This is a genomic window from Niallia endozanthoxylica, assembly GCF_008710145.1.
GTDB lineage: Bacteria > Bacillota > Bacilli > Bacillales > Cytobacillaceae > Bacillus_BD > Bacillus_BD endozanthoxylica.
Map to the genome: position 1 here is coordinate 176,086 of NZ_VYKL01000010.1, position 19,551 is coordinate 195,636.

Genomic DNA, 19,551 nt, shown 5'->3' on the forward strand with positions numbered 1-19,551 from the left:
CATGATGGAGGGATCGTATAGGATGAAAAGATGTGCATGGGTTACAGATGAGCCATTGTATATTGAGTATCACGATCAGGAATGGGGTGTTCCTGTATATGATGATCGATTGTTATTTGAAATGCTGTGCTTAGAAGGAGCACAGGCTGGGCTCAGCTGGTGGACGATTTTACAAAAAAGAGAAAACTACCGAAAAGCCTTTGCTCATTTTGATGCAGAAAAAATTGTTCAATTCAGTGATGAGAAGTTAGAAGCATTAAGGGAAGACAAAGGAATTGTTCGGAACAAGTTAAAAATTCAAAGCGTCGTTACGAATGCAAAAGCTTTCCTGAAAATTCAAGAAGAACAGGGTTCATTTTCTGATTATATTTGGAGTTTTGTCAATCACAAGCCGATAGTGAACGAGTGGAAGACTCGGGAAGAGGTGCCGGTGACAAATGAAATGAGTGATGATATGAGTAAACAATTGAAAAAAGCCGGCTTTAAATTCGTTGGCAGTACCATTTGCTACTCCTACATGCAGGCAGTCGGCATGATTAACGACCACACATTGGACTGCTTTTGTCATCCGAAAAATAAATAGAGTGTCAGGCACCGCAAATGGACATTTTCTACCTTTTGTCTTTTTACGGCGCCTGACACTTGTGCTTTTTTATTAAATTAAATCTCAAAATCGACGACAATCGTATCTTCTAGTCCTAATTCAGTAAGCGATTTTAAGAGTTCCTGATGTTTTGGGTGCGGCAGGTAGTTTTCTAGTGCTTCATGGTCGGTAAAGCGTGCTGTTAAGGCAATCTCATATCCCTTGCTTCGATTAGAAAAGTTACGGCCCTGCTGGATGTCAATGATTCCTGGAATGTAATCTTTTAAACTTAATGTTTGCTGAATCAATCCGTTAAGCTGGTCATCTGTCAGCTCGTTCTTAAATTTAATTAATACAATATGTTCAATCACTTTATTCCTGCCCCCTTTTTGTTATTTAGTGTTTGGCGGTCGAAGCCTGCAATCTGCTTGTATTTGTTCGCAATATCCTCTAATTCTTGCTGTGAGATGACATCATGCAGATTCTTAAATCCATTTGGAGACCGTTCCTCTACTATTTGCATGACACTTTCCGGACCGTTCTGCCGGTTGGTTAACACAATCTTAGCAGTTGGTTCCATGCGTACTGTTGCATAGGCAGTTAAGGCGAGTTCCACAGTCGGCTGTTCAACAAAGGCTTGTCCTAATGCATCAGCATCCAAGATGGCCTGTGAAGCTCCGTTAGACCCGATTGGATACATTGGATGTGCTGCATCACCAAGTAAGGTTACTCTGCCAAATGTCCATTGCGGAAGCGGATCGCGGTCCACCATTGGAAATTCATAAACTGTTTCGGTTTCTTCGATTAGTTTTGGTACATTCAGCCAGCCAAAATCCCATTCCGAGAAAGCAGGTGCAAATACTTCTTTATCCACCTTCTTATTCCAGTCACTGCGAGGCGGAACATCTCCAGGCACAGCTAGCTCCGCAATCCAGTTAACTAGCGAATGACCCTTTTCGGCAGTTTCTGGACAAACAGGATAAGCAACAAATTTCTGATCCTGGAATCCTGACATAATCATTGATTTTCCTGTTAAAAATGGAGTTGACTCTGCAATGCCGCGCCATAAAATCCGGCCGCTGAATTTAGGCAGACCTTCATTTGGATAAAAGTGTTTCCGGACGACCGAATGGATACCATCTGCAGCGATAAGGAAATCGCCGCGGTACGTTCCAATCATTTCGCCTGTTTTTTTATTTTCAAAGGCTGCTTCTACACCATCATCAAAGGTTTGAAATGATTTAAGGTGATGTCCGGTATAAATGACGTCTTCACCAATCTGTTTTTTTACTGCGTTTAATAAAAGTATATGTAAACGCCCGCGATGAATGGAATACTGGGGCCATTTATAGCCGGCATCCAAACCTCTTGGCTCATGCCAAATCTGCTGGCCAAACTTGTTATAATAATTTAATTCAGCTGTAGGGATGCCTGTTTTTTTAAGGTCTTCAGTCAAGCCTAATTCTGTTAAAATTCGAACAGCGTGGGGCAATAGGTTAATTCCGACCCCTAATGCTTTAATATTTTCTACACTTTCAAAAACACGTACTGATACGCCAACGCGGTGAAGTTTAAGGGCGGTAACAAGCCCTCCAATGCCTCCGCCTACAATAATTGCCGTTTTTTCTTTATTCATGTACTTCTCCTCCGTCTTAAGCTGTCACAAAAAATAGGTTGTTGTAGTTTTCTAGATAAGTCTGATTATTGCATAATTTAAAATATTTTAAAAGAGTGAAGGATGGGAAGGCTTCATAAACCAACATACTTTTGACCTTAATAGTTATGAACTCTTTAATAGTTTGGTCATAACTTGTTCATATTTAATGGATAAGATGGATTTATCAGGTAATAGAGGACTGCTTAGGAGAAATGATTGTTCGAGCCTGTAATCGAAAAATGAATAATTGGAGGAATCTAACATGAAAAAGAAAGAATTATATGCCTTAGCTATGACAGGAGCATTAACTTTTGGACTACTAGGAACTGGCTTGTCAGCTATGGCAGCTACGAATACTACAACTGCTAGTACAGCCTCAGACAAAGGGGTTTCAGTTATAGATGAAGCAACAAAAGCACAGGTTCAAACGATTATGGAGCAATTAAAAGCAGACTTAGCGGAACTAGGTGTGACTTTGCCTGAACGAGGCGGGAAAAAGGATATGTTCAACGGTTTAGATGAAGAAACAAAAACACAGGCTCAAGCCATTATGGAGCAGCAAAAAAGCGGAACAATCACCTCAGAAGAAGCAAAAGCACAATTAGCAGAACTAGGGGTAGAACTGCCTGAACGAGGCGGGAAAAAGGATAGGTTCGCCAACTTAGATGAAGCAACAAAAGCACAGGCTCAAGCCATTATGGAGCAGCGAAAAGGCGGGACGATTACCCAAGAAGAAGCGAGAGCACAATTAGCAGAACTAGGAGTAACGCTGCCGGAAAAAGCGGGGAAAAAGGATATGTTTGCCGGCTTAAATGAAGAAACAAAAGCGCAAGCACAAACGATCATCGAACAAGCCCAAGCAGAACTTGCTGAACTAGGAATCGAACACTTGCCATTTAGGCATCAAAAATCTGAAAATAGTATGGAACAAACGAAAGAGTAATCTTATTTGAAAAATAAAAGGGACGGTCGTTCTGCCTATAAAGGTGTAAGAACATCGTCCCTTTTTTAGGTCCATCACTTGTGGTGTCTAGCACCTTTCTATTAGCCACCTTTTCCAAAACCAGATTAATTCTTGCAGAATCTATTCCTAAAAGTGACATTGTTTTTCTTAAAAGTATTTTAAAATCCTCCATATATAAATTACCTTGTATAAAATTGAAAAGGCCTTTACCCGAAGATGGTAAAGGTCTTTCTAACAACATTTGTTGCCAACAAAGCTGAGAGTAAAAAATTTCGAAATTGACGACTTTGCTGTAAAAGCTACTCCCCTTTAGGAGAAAACGATTTAATTTATAGTCAGACAATGTCAATTGTTTTTTTATCTGTTTTTGTTTACCTTTTTGTAAAGAAATAGAATGACTATTTAATCACGATTCCTATGTTTCCTTATATGCTACAAAACAATCGAAAATATTTTTTCTATTTCCTATAATAAGCGGATAAAAAAACTTGGTTTGTTAGGATTATAATTAGTTTATGAAAATTCTGAATATTTACAAAAGAGAAAGGGTGGTTGAAAGCGGTTACTAAATAAAGGTTTATAGTGAAGAAAATAATTCCAAACAGGAGGCTATTTTAATGCAAAAGATTAACCCAATGAATGTCATTGATGGAAGTCGTATTCATTCATTTCATGTCCTTCTAGTATTCTGGTTGTTTTTGGTCATTGCCTTTGATGGGTACGATGTCGTTATTTATGGAGCAGTCGTTCCATCACTTATAAAGGAATGGGGGATTTCAGGTGTAACAGCAGGAGCGATTGGAAGCTATACGGTTATCGGAACAGCGATTGGAGCCATTCTTTTTGGCATTCTTTCTGATAAGCTGGGTCGTAAGAGAATCATTTTATTCACAACCTTTATATTCAGTTTTTTCACCCTATTATCTGGTCTTGCAAATGGTCCTGTTTTATTTACGATCTTTCGTGTGATAGCAGGTATAGGTCTTGGAGGCGTTATGCCAAATGTCATTGCCCTTGCAACTGAATTTTCTCCTAAGCGGGTTCGTACCGCTATTGTATCTTTTATCTTTTGTGGTTATTCTGTAGGGGCCATGACTGCAGCCCTAACAAGTCGTTCCTTGATTCCGACTGTGGGCTGGGAAGCAGTATTTTGGATTGCGGGAATTCCCGTTTTGTTTATCCCTTTTTTATTAAAGAGTATTCCAGAGTCTATTGACTTTTTAGTTCAAAAAGGAAAACTAGACGAGGCTAAAAAGACACTCGGCAGAATTGACTCTCAACTAAAAAATACTGCTGAAATTCATTTTGTGAAACCAGCAGTTAAAGAAGCAGGCTCTCCTGTCGTCAAGCTTTTCGGGGAAAAGCGTGGAGTCAGTACGATTATGTTTTGGATTTCTTGCTTTAGTGCTTTTGTCTTAATTTACTCGATGAATACATGGTTACCTTCCCTCATGATGGAGGTTGGCTATGATCTAAGTTCAAGTCTTGCCCTAACAGCTGTTATGCAAATTGGTGCTATTTTAGGTACAGTCATCTTTGGTCCATTAGTGGACAAGATTGGATTTAAAAAGGTACTCGTTCCTTTATTCTTTAGCGGAGCCATTGCTTTATCCTTAATCGGGTTCTCAAAAAGCATCTTTATTGTTTTTGCGCTCATTTCCGTTGTCGGTGCTTCATCAGTAGGATTACAGAATTTGTCCAATGCGTTTGTTTCCCAGTATTATCCAAGTAATATGCGTTCAACCGCTCTTGGAAGTACGATGGCATTTGGGCGTTTGGGAGGAATTGTGGCACCAACTTTTGTGGGGATTTTACTAACGATAGGCCTTGCGCCACAGTATAATTTTGCAGCCATTGCAAGTGCTGCAGTTCTTGGCGGTTTGGCCATGCTGTTTGTTCAAGAGAAGCATGGTAACTATAATAAAGATCAGCAAGAACAAGAAGGAAAAGCCATTTCAAAATCAAATGAAGAAATAATTGTTGCAGAATAGCCAATAACAAACTAACAATCCTGGGAATCTGATTCCTGGGGTTATTAGTTTGATAGGGGAAATAATGATTTTGAAAGCTTTTAAAAAAGCCAGGAACGTCCATGTTTTCAAGTATGGGTATGCCTGGCTTTACTCTTATAGCTTGTTGAAATAGCTAGATTAGTATAAAATTTATAATATTCAGATAATAATTTACAATCTTCAAATAAATGAGGGGGTAATGTGCTTGTCTGTACACTTAAATTATATGTTTACAGCCCATATTCAGGTAGAAAATTCGATTGAAATTGGAGATAGCGGAAAAGGACATAGGAGGGTTATTCCAATTACAGGCGGCAGTTTCGAGGGAGATCTGCTCAAAGGAATAGTCCTTCCCGGCGGAGCAGATTATCAAATCTTACGACAAGATGGTGTAACAGAAGCTCTAGCCCATTATACGATTCAAACCGATGATGGGGTTCCAATCTACGTAGTCAACAAAGGATATAGACATGGTCCAAAAGAGATTATTGATAAGCTAATACGGGGAGAAGAAGTTCCCGATGATACCTATTATTTTAAAACAAGTCCGGTGTTTGAAACAGGTAGTAATAAGTACGATTTTCTTAATAAAATGATCTTTATCGGAGAAGGGATTCGAAAACCATCAGAGGTTCAGATTGTATTTTATCAAGTGGAGTAATAGGAGTCGCTCCATTCCACCTGAGAGATAAAAAACAGAGGTAAGCAGAAAGGAGGATTAGAAGTGTCAGTTTCTAAGCAGGAAGTATTAATGGAACGAATCGAAACACATTTACGTAAGACGGCACGACAACTTATCAAAGTGAATACAGAGGAAGAGGCATTACAATATTTAACAGATTCATTTCGGCTGGAATTATATTGCGACTTTGTTGGAGTGATTATAAAAGAAGATGATCTCTTTATTCCAAAGGCATGGAGCGGTCATATCCCTTCTGTCGCTAATGCGTTTTCGCTTCATGTAGAAGAATGCTCCCCAAAACTCATGCTATATAGTCTAACGGATGAATCTCAGAACGCTGGCTGCAGATTTGCAGAAATTTTAAAACAAAACGATGTCAAAACATGGTTTAGTGTTCCGTTAAAAGATGATTATCATCATTATGGTTTTTGTGTACTTGGTTTTTTAAACTATGTCCCGCTTTTGGATATGGAGAAAACATTTGAAGATTTTGGGCAGGATATTGCCTTAGCCATTTCGATTACTAGACAAAAAGAAGCGCAATTAAAAAAAGTAGAAGGAATTGAATGGATTAGCCAAAATTTTTCACTTGGTACCCCGATTGAACAACATATTTATGAATTAACAACGAGAGCGGGAACAGCGACAAATGCAGATATAGCTTGTATATATTTATTCAATGGATCTCTGGATTGCCTTGAATTACAAAATCCCTACTTTGGAGAATTTGAGCCTGAAGTGAAAATCATGATGAATAATTATGTTTTGAAAGATCATTTCCCTTTTTTGGAGACCATTGGCGGCCGCCAATTAACGGTTCCTATTGTAATGGGGGTAAAGCCAATGGGAGTATTACATATCGAAAAAATAAAAGGCGAAGTCTTCCAAGATGAAGATTTAAGGATGCTGGAATTACTATCCAAGTACTTTTCAAGCATTCTTGAAAATGCCAGTCTATTTAATAATGAGAAAGATTATAAAAAAAGGCTTCACTCCCTTATCGAGTATCAGCAAGCTCTTGTGAAGGAAACGGTAGATGATCATAATTTTGATGGAATAACAACGTTGCTTAACCGTCTGTTTCAAAATTCAGTCATCCTTTTTGATCGATTTTTACTCCCTATATCATATGAACTAAAGGGAGCGGATCAGGACCCCAATCTGATGTCAGTATTAATAAAGGGTGCACAGAAGGCTGTAGTGAGTATCAAAAATCATGAAACATTAACCATTCAAACAAATAACGATCCAGAAGACTATTTTTCATTTTGGCCTGTGGCAGGCGGGAATAGTTTACTTGGTTATTTAGCTATCCGCTTATCAAATGAAAAGATGGATGAATATGATCAGCTGGCGATTGAACTGGCACGTAATATTTGTTCCATCCAATTTATTAAGCAAAAGCTAGTTGTAGATGGAATGGAACAAGCGAAGGGCAGCTTTATCGGGAAATTATTAGCTGAGAAAATAGAGGATACAGGGCAAATTATACAGTATGCTAATTTATTCCATTGGGATTTATATCGCAGCCATCGTGTTTCTACGATATCAATTAAGCTGCATCAAAAGGTGGTAGAAACTTCTAATTTATTAGAACAACAGGCTAAAAAAACGTCTATATGGGAATTTATCAAAAGCGTTCTTTTAGATATCGATCATAAAATCATAACCGCTTCTCATGATGATCACTTTATTCTCATTGTTCCTGCAGAAGCAGAAGGGGAACAGCCGCGAGTATTTTGGGAAACTCTCTATAATAAGATGAAGGAAGGTTCAGAGGTTAAAGTGAGCAAATGCCAAATTCTATTAGGAATTGGGGAAAGAACAACAACGATTCAGGATTATCATGTAAGTTATCAGCAATCGATTCAAGCGTTAAATGTAGTAAACAGTCGTTTTTGGGAAGATGGATTTTCTATGTTTGAAGACCTAGGTTCGTATACTATTTTTTCACAATTTAAAGAAGTGAAGGCGATTCAATTATTTCTTAAAAAATATATGGAGCCTTTGTTAAAGTACAGTGAGGATAAAAATATTGATTTATGCCATACCCTTTATGTGTTTTTACAAAATAATGGGAATGTCAAAATTACAGCTGAAGATCTATTCATCCATCGAAGTTCTCTTTTATATAGGCTTGAGAAGATTGAATCGTTAATAGCGGAAGACTTAAACAATGCTGAAGTTCGTTTGAATTTGATGATGGCTTTTAAATTTTTTGACCTATACGGGGATGGAATGACGAAGAACTAGGAATGTTGAAAACTTTTTCCCAGCTAAATTTGAATCGTAATAAATATATTTGAATAAAAAGCTATTGAGTCTTGTAAAATGAATTGCTTTCACAGAACTCAATAGTTTTTTTGTTCCGAAATGGGCATGAGGCGTAACCGTTTTTCCTTGTTAGAAATCTGCATAGTTTTACTGTACTTTTTGTCAGAAAACAAGAGTCCTATTCCTATATAGTGCGGATATAAATTGATAATTTTTCAGATTATAATGAATTTATAGAAAATAGAAAAGGATATAAAAAAGGAGTGTTCATATGAAAATTCAAACAATTGGAGTCGTTGGAGCGGGATCAATGGGCTCTGGAATAGCCAATCTAGCGGCATTAAATGGATTTCAAGTTATTCTGCGGGATATTGAGGAGCGGTATTTAGATCATGCTTTACAAAGAATCGATCAATTTATGAGTAAAAGTGTCGAAAGAGGAAAAATGACAGAGGATCAAAAACAAGAGGCATTAGGACGAATTAGCACAACTACTAATCTTGAAGAGTTTTCTGCAGCAAATGTTGTGATTGAAGCTGTCATTGAAGATATGGATCTTAAAAAGGAAGTGTTCCGAGAGCTTGACCGTATTGTTCCGGAAGATGTGATTCTCGCTACAAATACATCCTCGATGTCCATCACTGAAATTGCTTCGGTTACGAAACGCCCGGAACGAGTGGCAGGCATGCACTTCTTTAATCCCGCTCAATTAATGAGATTAGTCGAGGTGGTCAGGGGATATCAAACAAGTGATGATACGGTGGAAGAATTAAAAGAATTGTCTAGAAAACTATCAAAAACGCCGGTTGAAGTAAAGAAGGATTCTCCAGGATTTATTGTCAACCGAATTATGGTTCCACAATTTATTGAAGCAATCAAGCTTCTTGAAGAAGGAGTAGCCTCTGCTGAGGATATTGATCAGGCCGTGACACTTGGATTGAACTATCCGATGGGACCATTCACTTTACAGGACTTTGCAGGGGTAGATATTGGATACCATGTAATGGAATATTTCAAGAATGAATTTAACAACGACCAATATGCACCACCACTGCTATTAAAACAATTAGTCCGTTCAGGTCGACTTGGAAAGAAAACAGGTGCAGGATTCTACGATTACGAAAAAAAATAATAAAAAATTGGAGGAATGGATTATGAGTTACGAATTTTTACTATGTGAAATTGAAAATAAGGTTGCGGTGGTGACGATTAACCGCCCTCCTGTGAACCCCTTAAACACACGAGTATTTCAAGAACTCTCACAAATATTTGATGCATTAGAAGCAAATGAAGAAGTCCGTACGATTGTCTTGACAGGAAGCGGGCAAAAAGCGTTTGTTGCAGGGGCTGATATTAATGAGATGGCTGGTCTTGATGTTGTTGGCGTAAATAAAATGAACAGTGTTTCAAGAAATGTTTTTATCAAAATAGAAAACTCGAATAAGCCAGTGATTGCAGCAATAAACGGCTTGGCCCTTGGCGGTGGATTAGAACTTGCCCTTGCTTGTGATTTGCGCATTTGTTCTGATAGAGCAAAGTTTGCTTTCCCAGAGACAGGACTAGGAATTATCCCAGGCGGCGGAGGTACGCAACGTTTACAAAAGATTGTCGGACAAGGCCTTGCGAAAGAATTGATCTATTTTGGAGATATGTTCAGTGCCGAGCGGGCACAAGAATTACATATTGTGAATAAAGTTGTTTCGGTAGAAGAGGTTGTTCAAACGGCTATAGAATGGGCCGAAAAGTTAGCGCAGAAACCGCCTGTTGCCCTGCAGATGGCTAAGGTTGCGATTAACAATGGAAGTGATACAGATCTTGAAACAGGTTTAATTTTGGAGAGCGCTTGTTTCGCGACAGCCTTTGCCACAGATGATCGTAAAGAAGGACTGCAGGCATTTATTGAAAAAAGAGAACCGGTTTATGTTGGACGATAATAACGAAAAGGAGTGAGGAAAATGAAGGGAATTGTTTTATTAGAAGGGGCAAGAACACCATTTGCCGAAATGTCGGAATCGTTTCGTGAACTTGATGCCATCGATTTAGGGGCGATTGCAGCGAAGGAAGCAATCCAAAGATCAAAGATATCTGCTGAGGAAATTGACCATGTTGTATTTGGAAATGTGCAGCAGTCCAGTAAAAATGCGCATATTTTGGCCAGACATGTTGGTTTAAAAGCAGGCACACCGATACCTGTTCCGGCTTTAACTATTAATCGTCTTTGCGGAACAGGAATTGAGTCAATTCTAACGTCTGCACGCTATATTTTAACAGGTGAAGCCAATGTGGTTCTTGCAGGAGGAACCGAGAGTATGAGTCAGGTCCCACATGTGATTCGCGGCATGAGATGGGGAAGCCCATTAGGCGGTACGGTGATTGAAGACTGGGTATGGGATGGTCTTTATGACACAGTTGGAAAATGTTCGATGGGGGACACAGCAGAAAACCTGGCAGTAAAATATGAAATTACTAGAGAAGAAGTGGATCAGCATGCTCTATCCAGTCATAACCGGGCGATTGCAGCAAGAGAAAAAGGGTATCTTCAAGAAGAAATTATTCCTGTTACGGTGAAAGGAAGAAAAGGAGAGAAGCTCATTGCTGAGGACGAGCATATCCGTCAAACAAGTATGGAGCAGCTGGGAAAATTAAAGCCGCGATTTGCTGAAAATGGTGTGGTGACACCTGGTAATGCCAGCGGGATGGTCGATGGTGCAGCCGCCGTTGTGTTGGCATCAAGTGACTACGCAGAGCAAAAAGGATTAAAACCGATTGCTCGTTTAGTTTCTTGGGATGTTGTTGGGGTTGAGCCAAAGTACATGGGAATTGGCCCAGTTCCAGCGATTCAAGGAGCACTTCGCAAAGCCGGCTTATCCATCTCTGATTTGGACTTAATCGAAATTAATGAGGCTTTTTCAGCCCAATATCTTGCTTGTCAAAAGGAATTAGGATTCGACCCTGAAATTGGAAATGTAAATGGCGGAGCGATTGCACTTGGTCACCCACTTGCAGCAAGTGGTACAAGGATTTCAACTACCCTTATTTACGAATTGAGAAGACGTAAGAAGAAATACGGAGCTTCAGCTGTTTGTATCGGCGGCGGTCAGGGAATCGCATCTATTTGGGAAGCTTTGTAAAAGAGGAGGGGGTTGTCTCATTAGGTTTCAGGTATCCACAATTCATCTATATTCAGGACGATTTTACGTGAATTGTGGTGCCTGACACCATTGATATTGGGACTGCCACTTATAAATATGATTTGATCCATAGAAGTTTAATAGCCTTATTATCTATAACTTAGATTCTTGACTGATGGAGAGGGGAAAAATATGGACAAAAATAAGAATCTTATGTCTGTGTACGAGTTATTAAAGGAGGCTTCCTTAAAGTATGGAGACCAAGAAGTTATCTATGATTTGAAGCAACGATTTTCATATAAACAACTAAAAAACGACGTAGATCACTTGGCTGGCGGACTAAAAAGTAAAGGAATCGATAAAGGAGATCGGGTAGCCGTTTCATTACCAAATTGGTATGAAAATGTGGTTGTGCTTTTTGCCATCGCTAAAATTGGTGCCATCGTTGTTCCGTTTAGTCCGAAATATAAATCTTTCGAAGTGGAACGAATTTTGAAAAACGCAGAGCCGAAAATTTTGATTGCAACGGAAGAATTTGACCATCATGTAAAGTTTCAAAAGGCATTAACTATAGTGCCAGAGGTCATTACTGTGCGATGTGTTGTAGAAGGACTTGAAACGTATGAAGATCTTATGAATACAGGAATGAGTGCAGAAGAAGTAACCATCGATGTCAACGAAGATTTATTTTGCCTATTATATACATCAGGGACGACTGGGGTACCGAAAGGAGTGATGGTTCCGCATCGAGCACTTGTTGGGAATTCTGCCTGTACGGTCGGGAGTGAAATTAATTGCAACGAGGAAGATGTTTTCCTTATTGCTGCCCCATTATTCCACATTTTTGGTATGGCTGTAAACCTATTTTGTGCGGTGGCTACCGGTGCACGAATTGTGTTAATTGAAAAGTATCATCCGGAGTTAATGTTAGAAATGGTTCAACAGGAAAAGGTTACAATCCATTCAGGAGTTCCAACAATGTTCATTAAAGAATTAGAAGTGGAACATTTCGATTCATACGATTTATCTTCACTAAGAGCAGGGATTGTCGGAGCTTCACCCATTCCAGCAAATAAAGTAAAAGAAATAAGAGATCGCTTCGGCATGAATCTATGTCAATCTTTTGGAATCACGGAAACGTGCTCTGTGACCATCACACCATATGATGATGATGAAAAAAGTATCATTGAAACACTTGGTAAAGCTCTTCCTGGAGTAGAGATAAAAATCGTAGACGAAAATCGATTACAGCTTCCACCTGGGGAAACTGGAGAAATTGCCATTAAGGGATTTGGCAATATGAAAGGGTATTATAAAATGCCCGAACAAACGAAAGCCGTTACAGACGATGAGGGATGGTACTATTCAGGGGACCTCGGAACAATGGATGAAAATGGATATATACGCTTTATTGGGAGACAGAAAGAAATGATCATTCGCGGCGGACTAAATATCTATCCTCAAGAAATTGAAGCTGTCTTGACGAAACATCCAAAAGTAATGGATGTGGCGATTATTGGTATTCCGGATGAAATTCTCGGCGAAACCGTTTGTGCGGTTCTTCAACTGAAAGAAGGAAAAGAAAGTTCGGAAGAAGAGATTATTACCTATCTGAGAGAAAGAATCGCTACACATAAATTACCGAGTAAAGTGGTCTTTACAATGGAATTCCCAGTAACTGCCAGTGGGAAAATTCAAAAGATGCAGCTGAAAGAACGGATTACATCAGAAATAACCATTGGTTAAGAAAGGAAGATAAACATGTATTATCAATATGATTTTAAATTTAAAGTACAATGGGGAGATACGGATGCGGCTGGGATTGTATTTTTCCCGAACTTCTATAAATGGATGAATGAATCGACACATGAGATTTTTGCCTCTATTGGCTTTCCTGTTTCCAAACTTTTAGCTGAGGATAAAATTGGGCTTCCATTACTAGAAACCCATTGTAATTTTAAGAGTCCGCTTTATTATGAAGACAAAGTGGTTTTACATAGCACGGTTGAAGAAGTAGGAAAAAAGGTAATAAGAGTAAATCACAAATTTTATAAAGATGGCCAATTAGTTGCAGAGGGCTATGATGTCCGTGCTTGGACATCATTTAAAGGCAAACCCAAAGCTGAGGTTATTCCGGAAGAAGTTCGTAATAGACTTAAGTCTTCTGAACTAATCGTGGAGGGATAGGGATGTCAAACAAAACAGTAAATCAACAACATTTTTTATCAGTTACGATTTCTCCAAATGATGTTTTTACAACCGAAGATTTTACGGAAGAACAGCTCATGATCTCAGATATGACAAGTAAATTTGTTTTGAATGAGGTCTTACCGCGTTTAGGAAAGATTGAAAATAAAGAGTTTTCACACACAGTTGACTTAATTAAACAGGCAGGAGAACTTGGTTTAATCAGTGCTGATATTCCTGAATCTGATGGCGGACTTGAGCTTGGAAAGGTAGCAGCCACGATTATTACTGAGAAAATGGCTCTTGGCCGGTCCTTTTCGATTACATTTGGAGGTCAAACGGGAATCGGGGCTTTACCTATTGCCTATTTTGGAACAGAGCAACAAAAGCAGAAATACTTGCTAGATATCCTAACGGGTGAAAAAATTGCCGCCTATGCCTTAACAGAGCCATCTGCTGGAACCGATGCCCTTAGTGGAAAGACTACAGCTGTTTTATCAGAATGTGGTTCGTATTATGTCATAAGCGGGGAAAAACAATGGATTTCGAATGCCGGTTTTGCTGACCTTTTTATCGTATATGCAAAAGTCAATGGAACACAGTTTACAGCCTTTATTGTTGAAAAAGATTATGAAGGTGTGACAACAAGTCCCGAAGAAAAGAAAATGGGGTTAGAAGGGTCTTCCACTTGTTCAGTTATATTAGACAATGTCAAAGTTCCTGTGGAAAACGTGATTGGAGAAATTGGAAAAGGGCATGTTATTGCGTTTAATGTTCTGAATATCGGCCGCCATAAAATTTCTGCTGCCTCTTTAGGAACAGCAAAACGAGCGATTGAGCTTTCAGTTAAATATGCAAATGAACGAAAGCAATTTGGGCAGTCTTTATCCAATTTTAATTTAATTAAGAATAAGATTGCCGATATGGTGATTAAAACGTATGTAAATGAAAGCGCTGTTTATCGAACGGCGGGTGCGATGCAGGATGCATTTGCTGAAATGAAGAGGAATGGGGATGACATTGGAAAAACCATTGCTCGGTATGCAGTGGAATGCTCCATTAATAAGGTGATGTCGACTGAAATCCTAGATTTTGTCGTAGATGAAGGGGTTCAAATCCATGGCGGTTATGGTTATATGTCAGAATATGAAATTGAAACACTCTATCGTGATGCCAGAATTAGCAGGATTTTTGAAGGAACCAATGAAATTAATAGAATCATCATCGCTTCATCTTTATTGAAAAAAGATTTGCAGCCAATTGAAAATGAGAATGTAGAGGGCTGTATCCTTCAGCATGAAAAGCAAATTCTTCTTCTGCTAAAGAATCTTTTTCATTCACTTATTTTAACGATTAAAAAGCAAGGTTTGGACTATTTAGATGAAGAACAAGAAACGGCAGCTTTTATTGCGGATATTGCAATCAATATTTATGCAATAGAAAGCGCTATTTTAAGAACAAAAAAAGCTATTCAAGCAAATGGAGAAGAAAAAAGCCAGCAGAAAATTTACTGTACAAAGATATATGTACATGAATCTTCCCAGCAGCTGGGGCTTAGAGCTCTTAATCTATTAAATCATTTTATAGAAGATGAAGGATTTTCACAGATTTCTAAACGACTCATTATGAGCAGCCCGGAAGATATCGTTAAATTGAAACGAAGAATTGCTTTAGAAACCATAAACGCTGGGAAATATATCAATTGAAACATGGGGACGGATCTCCTGCTTCCTTGGAAGTAGGAGATCCGTCCCCATGCTTTTTATCTAATACACCAGGCACCACAAAAAGACAAAATGCAAGAAAATGTCCATTTATGGTGCCTGACACCTTGTTTGAAACAAGAAAAAAATTTCTCTTTTTTAGGGATTAATAGGGGAGGATTATTAATGTTTTTGTCGAAATATCATGAATAACTAATTCTTTTTATTCAGGCTAGAGGTGGGTAGGTTTTATGCTTAATTATATGTATCAGAATAAAAAAATAACCTTCGTTTCTTTTTATAGTTCTATACTATTGCTGATCTTGTCCGTTTTTTTAATGCCCTATATAGAATCCATCTTTGTATCAGAAAGTCGTATTATTATACACACTGTTTTCGAAATATTCAATATCTTCATATCATTTTCAATTTTCCTTTATGGCTGGTACGCTTATCCTTATATATTGTCTAAAACATCGCTTTGGCTGCCTGTCATTTTTTTCTCAATAGGAACCTTTGGTTTACTGCATATGATTACATTTCCGGGAATGCCCACTTTTATTACAGAAAGTTCTGAAGTAAAAACAGGATGGTTCGAAATGTTGGTCAGATTAACACAGTCAACTGGAATTTTTCTTTTCGTATTATTCATGCTCAAGGATAAAAAAGAAAAATTAATCAAGAAGTATTGGTATATTCTATCAACTATAGGTATTTTACTAGTATCAGCATCTATTATTTTCATATTTGAAGACCATCTGCCATTAATTTCAATAAATGGAGAATCAACAGTATTAAGAGTTGCTTTCTACCTTACTATTTGTTTCATTTATACGTTGTCCTTCGTACTCATAACTAAAAGTATGAAAAAAACGAAAGACTACATTTATATCTATTTAATTATGGGGATATTTTTCTTATTCCTTCTTAACCTTTTGACGTTGCTTTATGGCGGCAGCCAAGGGTATTATAATTTTTTAGTCCACTTTTTAAAAGTTCTGGGGAATATGTATATCTTTATAGGCTTCTATTCTTCAAAACTTCAGCTGACTTTTCTAAAAAAAGAAGAAATGGAAGAGGATTTAAATACGACCCAAGGGTTACTAGAGTCCTTTTTCGAAAATACACCAGAAGGGCTGCTAATCCTTGATCATCAAGGACATATACTCCGTGCAAATAAAGGATTTGAGAAAATCATGGATATAAAAGAATCCGATGTTATTGGACAGGATTTCAAAACAATTCTGAAGAACAAGGATGACTTGTTAGAGGTATTGGAGCAAGTTCTAAATGGTTCAAATATTACAGATTTCGAAGTCCTACAACAAAGAGAAAATGGGGAGACTATTTATCTCATGATTTCCTTGTCAAATATCCATGGTAAGCATACCGGTAATATTTCAGCCATTATTAGGGATATTACAGAGCAAAAAAAGTATGAGCATAATCTTCATGAAGCAAAGCAAGAGTTAACGGATACCATTCGCCAGCAGCAAGGAATTATTTTTAAATATCATAAAGTAGAAGATAGTTTTATTCATACCCTTTGTGACGGGGAGTTGCTTCACAAATTATGGAATTCTCCTAACCAAATGATTGGACAGATGTTCATTTATCCAACCGGAAATAAAGAATTCGATCAGCTGCTTTATCATTACCAAATTGCCTGGGATGGTCGTGATGTGAGCTTTGAATGGGAATGGAAAGAAGCCTCCTTAGCTGTTTCACTAAAACCGATTATAAAAGAGACAAGAGTGGTAGAGGTAGTAGGTTCAATCATTGACATTACACAATTAAAAAAGACAGAAGAGTTATTACGAAAATCTGAAAAGCTCGCAGTAGTAGGTGAAATGGCAGCAGGTGTTGCGCATGAAATACGCAATCCGTTGACAACATTGAAAGGGTTTACACAACTGCTTAAGGGAGAAGTTGACAGCAATCGTTTATCCTTGTTAGACCTTATGATGTCTGAACTGAATCGAATTGAAATGATTACAAATGAATTTATGGTCATTGCGAAACCTCAGGCGATTGAATATAAGGCCAATAACCTTAAGGATATTGTTAATCAAGTACTATCATTCATGGAACCTCAAGCATTATTACAAAATGTAAATATGAACAAACAATTTATTGGAACAGAGCCATATGTGCAATGCGATGAAAACCAATTAAAACAAGTTTTTATTAATATCATCAAAAATGCATTTGAGGCCATGCCTAACGGCGGAAACCTTACTGTTGAAATAAAAGAATCAACTAATCAAAATATTGCTATTTCTATAAAAGATACAGGTGTAGGAATTCCAAAGGAAATCATTCCAAAGCTTTGTGAACCTTTTTATACATTAAAAGAAAAAGGGACTGGGTTAGGATTAATGGTGAGCTACCGGATTATTGAGGCTCATAAAGGCACAATTGAATTTGCAAGTGATGTATCTAAAGGAACGATTGTTACTGTCCAATTACCGCTTCAGGCTGCTGAAGTGCCGGTTTCTTGTCTATAAGGAAAACATATAAGGTGGTCAGGCACCACAAAAAGACAAAATGCAAGAAAATGTCCATTTGTGGTGCCTGACACCTTGTTTGACTTTATTCTATTTTAAAATGGTCAACGGAGTTATTTAAATCTTTAGCTAATCGTGCAACTGATTCAGAAATGGCGACAATTTCATGCATAGCCCCTGTGGATTGTTGGATTGTAGCGGATGTTTCTTGGGTAATGGAAAACTTCCAGTAAAAAGAAACACTCACCGTATAATTGGTGAGCGTTTCTAGAACTTTCTAATTAATAGTGTCTGGCTTCTTCTTTTTTGTCCTTCGAAAAAAACCAGCCGCCAGCTGCGATTAATAATAACACGACGTAAAACGTAATTTTCCATTCCGGAGATTTAGCAAAGCCTTCTGGTAATAAAGCTAATTCTGGATGCGCTAAGGTGTAGACGGAAAGCTTTACACCGACCCAGCCGACGATAAGAAAAGCGGCAATTTCTAAGCCTGGTCTAGTGTGAAGCAGCTTCACAAAGAAGTTTGCGGCAAAACGCATGATAATGAGCCCAATCAGGCCACCTGCAAAAATAACAAGGAATTTTCCACCATCAAGACCTCCAATATTTGGCAGGTTTGTATTTGGAAGTGTAACGGCAAGGGCAACGGCGGCAAGAATAGAGTCAACAGCAAAGGCAATATCGGCCAATTCTACCTTAAAAACAGTTCCCCAAAAACCGGAATTTTTCTTTTCGTCCTCATTTTTCTCTTTTTCTTTTTTCAAGAATACTTTTCTAACGATATGATTGACAGCGATGAATAACAGGTACAGTGCTCCGATTGCTTGGACCTGCCATACATCGACAAGGAAAGAAATCACAAATAAGGAACCAAATCGGAAGACAAAGGCGCCCGCCAGTCCGTAAAATAAGGCTTTTTTTCTTTGTTCCTCAGGCAGATGTTTAACCATAATAGCCAAGACAAGTGCATTATCCGCTGCCAGTAAACCTTCAATCGCAATTAATAATAGTAATACCCAGGTGTACTCAAATAAAATGGATAGTTCCATTGATTCATCCTCCTAGAGTTTTTTTAAAATCGTTCTCTTATAAATTAGATTTCAAATAAATGATATCGTGGTCCTTACTTTCCATTCCCTCATGAAAGACAAGTTTCGATTTAAAATAGTAATATAGGTTTTTCCTTGATCGTTCGGAATCTTCGGGAATGGTAAAGCTAAACGATAATTGATCTTCCTCGTTCGACTGTATTTTTCTTGATGATAATATGGTTGTTGTATCTACAACCGTTTCTTGTTCTTTCTCATCATCAACCATGACTAAATCACAATGAATATGTTTAATCGTTTGATCAACCGTACCACCCTTTAGTAAGAAATAACCAGAAACCTTTTCGCCGGGAGCATATGTCCTTTTCTCCAAAATTAAATCAATTTTTGCCGAACCAATTCCTAACAGTGACATTGTTTTTCTTAATAGCATGAACAAATCCTCCAATTATATATTTCTACCAGAAAAGTTGAAAAGCCCTTACCGAAGATGGTAAAGGCTTTAAAAATAAAAGACCTTTACCGATTGATGGTAAAGGTCTAAAACATAAAAGACCTCTACCTGTTGTGCAGGTAAAGGTCTTGCTAACAACATTCGTTGCCAACAAAGCCGAGAGTTTGAAACTCCGAAATGACGACTTTGTTGTAAAAGCTACTCCCCTTTAGGAGAAAAATATTAAATTTATAAATTAATCATATATTTAGATGGGTAACATGTCAATCATCTTTTTGACCAATTTTGTTTGGAAAAATAGAAATCTTCGTTATGTTCATCACATTCTCCATTCTCCAAACATAGAAA

At 38.0% G+C, this 19,551-nt stretch carries 16 protein-coding genes; 12 read left to right on the forward strand and 4 right to left on the reverse strand.

The genetic code is table 11. The features are described from left to right. The first annotated feature begins 22 nt into the window (after window positions 1-22). Window positions 23-583 carry a DNA-3-methyladenine glycosylase I gene (locus tag F4V44_RS04330; RefSeq protein ID WP_150438755.1) on the forward strand — a complete coding sequence of 187 codons (561 nt, stop codon included), beginning with the start codon at window positions 23-25 and terminating at the stop codon, window positions 581-583. 77 nt (window positions 584-660) lie between these two features. On the opposite strand, the gene F4V44_RS04335 is transcribed toward F4V44_RS04330, so the two are convergent. Together F4V44_RS04335 and F4V44_RS04340 are read right to left on the reverse strand one after the other, a co-directional pair. After that, a complete protein-coding gene (locus F4V44_RS04335) occupies window positions 661-954 on the reverse strand; it encodes a Dabb family protein (protein WP_150438756.1) in 294 nt (97 codons plus the stop codon). Next, entirely contained in the window at window positions 951-2,219 is a 1,269-nt protein-coding gene (locus tag F4V44_RS04340) for a flavin-dependent oxidoreductase (RefSeq protein WP_150438757.1), read from the reverse strand. Before F4V44_RS04340 ends, F4V44_RS04335 begins: the two co-directional genes overlap by 4 nt. Before the next feature lie 283 nt (window positions 2,220-2,502). Here F4V44_RS04340 and F4V44_RS04345 point away from each other — a divergent pair, with 283 nt between their 5' ends. The 11 genes from F4V44_RS04345 to F4V44_RS04395 all read left to right on the forward strand — a co-directional run bounded on the left by F4V44_RS04345 (window position 2,503) and on the right by F4V44_RS04395 (window position 17,700). Further along, a complete protein-coding gene (locus tag F4V44_RS04345) occupies window positions 2,503-3,183 on the forward strand; it encodes a hypothetical protein (RefSeq protein ID WP_150438758.1) in 681 nt (226 codons plus the stop codon). Window positions 3,184-3,821: 638 nt separating this feature from the next. Next, entirely contained in the window at window positions 3,822-5,195 is a 1,374-nt protein-coding gene (locus tag F4V44_RS04350) for an MFS transporter (RefSeq protein ID WP_150438759.1), read from the forward strand. A 226-nt stretch (window positions 5,196-5,421) separates the two neighbouring features. Beyond that, a complete protein-coding gene (locus tag F4V44_RS04355) occupies window positions 5,422-5,877 on the forward strand; it encodes a DUF3237 domain-containing protein (RefSeq protein WP_223881792.1) in 456 nt (151 codons plus the stop codon). Between the two features lie 63 nt (window positions 5,878-5,940). After that, entirely contained in the window at window positions 5,941-8,151 is a 2,211-nt protein-coding gene (locus tag F4V44_RS04360) for a helix-turn-helix domain-containing protein (protein ID WP_150438761.1), read from the forward strand. Window positions 8,152-8,443: 292 nt separating this feature from the next. Then, complete coding sequence (locus tag F4V44_RS04365) at window positions 8,444-9,304, forward strand: 3-hydroxyacyl-CoA dehydrogenase family protein (protein WP_150438762.1); 861 nt, start codon at window positions 8,444-8,446, stop codon at window positions 9,302-9,304. Between the two features lie 22 nt (window positions 9,305-9,326). Beyond that, a complete protein-coding gene (locus F4V44_RS04370) occupies window positions 9,327-10,106 on the forward strand; it encodes an enoyl-CoA hydratase/isomerase family protein (RefSeq protein ID WP_150438763.1) in 780 nt (259 codons plus the stop codon). 21 nt (window positions 10,107-10,127) lie between these two features. After that, window positions 10,128-11,303, forward strand: a complete 1,176-nt coding sequence (locus F4V44_RS04375) for an acetyl-CoA C-acetyltransferase (RefSeq protein WP_150438764.1) — start codon at window positions 10,128-10,130, stop codon at window positions 11,301-11,303. Window positions 11,304-11,495: 192 nt separating this feature from the next. Next, window positions 11,496-13,049: a class I adenylate-forming enzyme family protein gene (locus F4V44_RS04380; protein ID WP_150438765.1), complete on the forward strand. Its 1,554-nt coding sequence runs from the start codon at window positions 11,496-11,498 to the stop codon at window positions 13,047-13,049. 15 nt (window positions 13,050-13,064) lie between these two features. Beyond that, window positions 13,065-13,490 carry an acyl-CoA thioesterase gene (locus F4V44_RS04385; protein WP_150438766.1) on the forward strand — a complete coding sequence of 142 codons (426 nt, stop codon included), beginning with the start codon at window positions 13,065-13,067 and terminating at the stop codon, window positions 13,488-13,490. 2 nt (window positions 13,491-13,492) lie between these two features. After that, window positions 13,493-15,196 (forward strand): acyl-CoA dehydrogenase family protein, encoded by a 1,704-nt coding sequence (locus tag F4V44_RS04390; protein ID WP_150438767.1) that lies wholly within the window; start codon window positions 13,493-13,495, stop codon window positions 15,194-15,196. A 335-nt stretch (window positions 15,197-15,531) separates the two neighbouring features. Further along, on the forward strand, window positions 15,532-17,700 hold the full coding sequence (locus tag F4V44_RS04395; RefSeq protein ID WP_223881802.1) for an MASE3 domain-containing protein: 2,169 nt from the start codon (window positions 15,532-15,534) through the stop codon (window positions 17,698-17,700). Window positions 17,701-17,981: 281 nt separating this feature from the next. Here F4V44_RS04395 and F4V44_RS04400 read toward each other — a convergent pair whose 3' ends face one another. Together F4V44_RS04400 and F4V44_RS04405 are read right to left on the reverse strand one after the other, a co-directional pair. Then, entirely contained in the window at window positions 17,982-18,749 is a 768-nt protein-coding gene (locus tag F4V44_RS04400; RefSeq protein WP_150438769.1) for a TerC family protein, read from the reverse strand. Window positions 18,750-18,786: 37 nt separating this feature from the next. Beyond that, window positions 18,787-19,182 carry a sporulation protein gene (locus F4V44_RS04405; protein ID WP_150438770.1) on the reverse strand — a complete coding sequence of 132 codons (396 nt, stop codon included), beginning with the start codon at window positions 19,180-19,182 and terminating at the stop codon, window positions 18,787-18,789. Window positions 19,183-19,551: the final 369 nt, after the last annotated feature.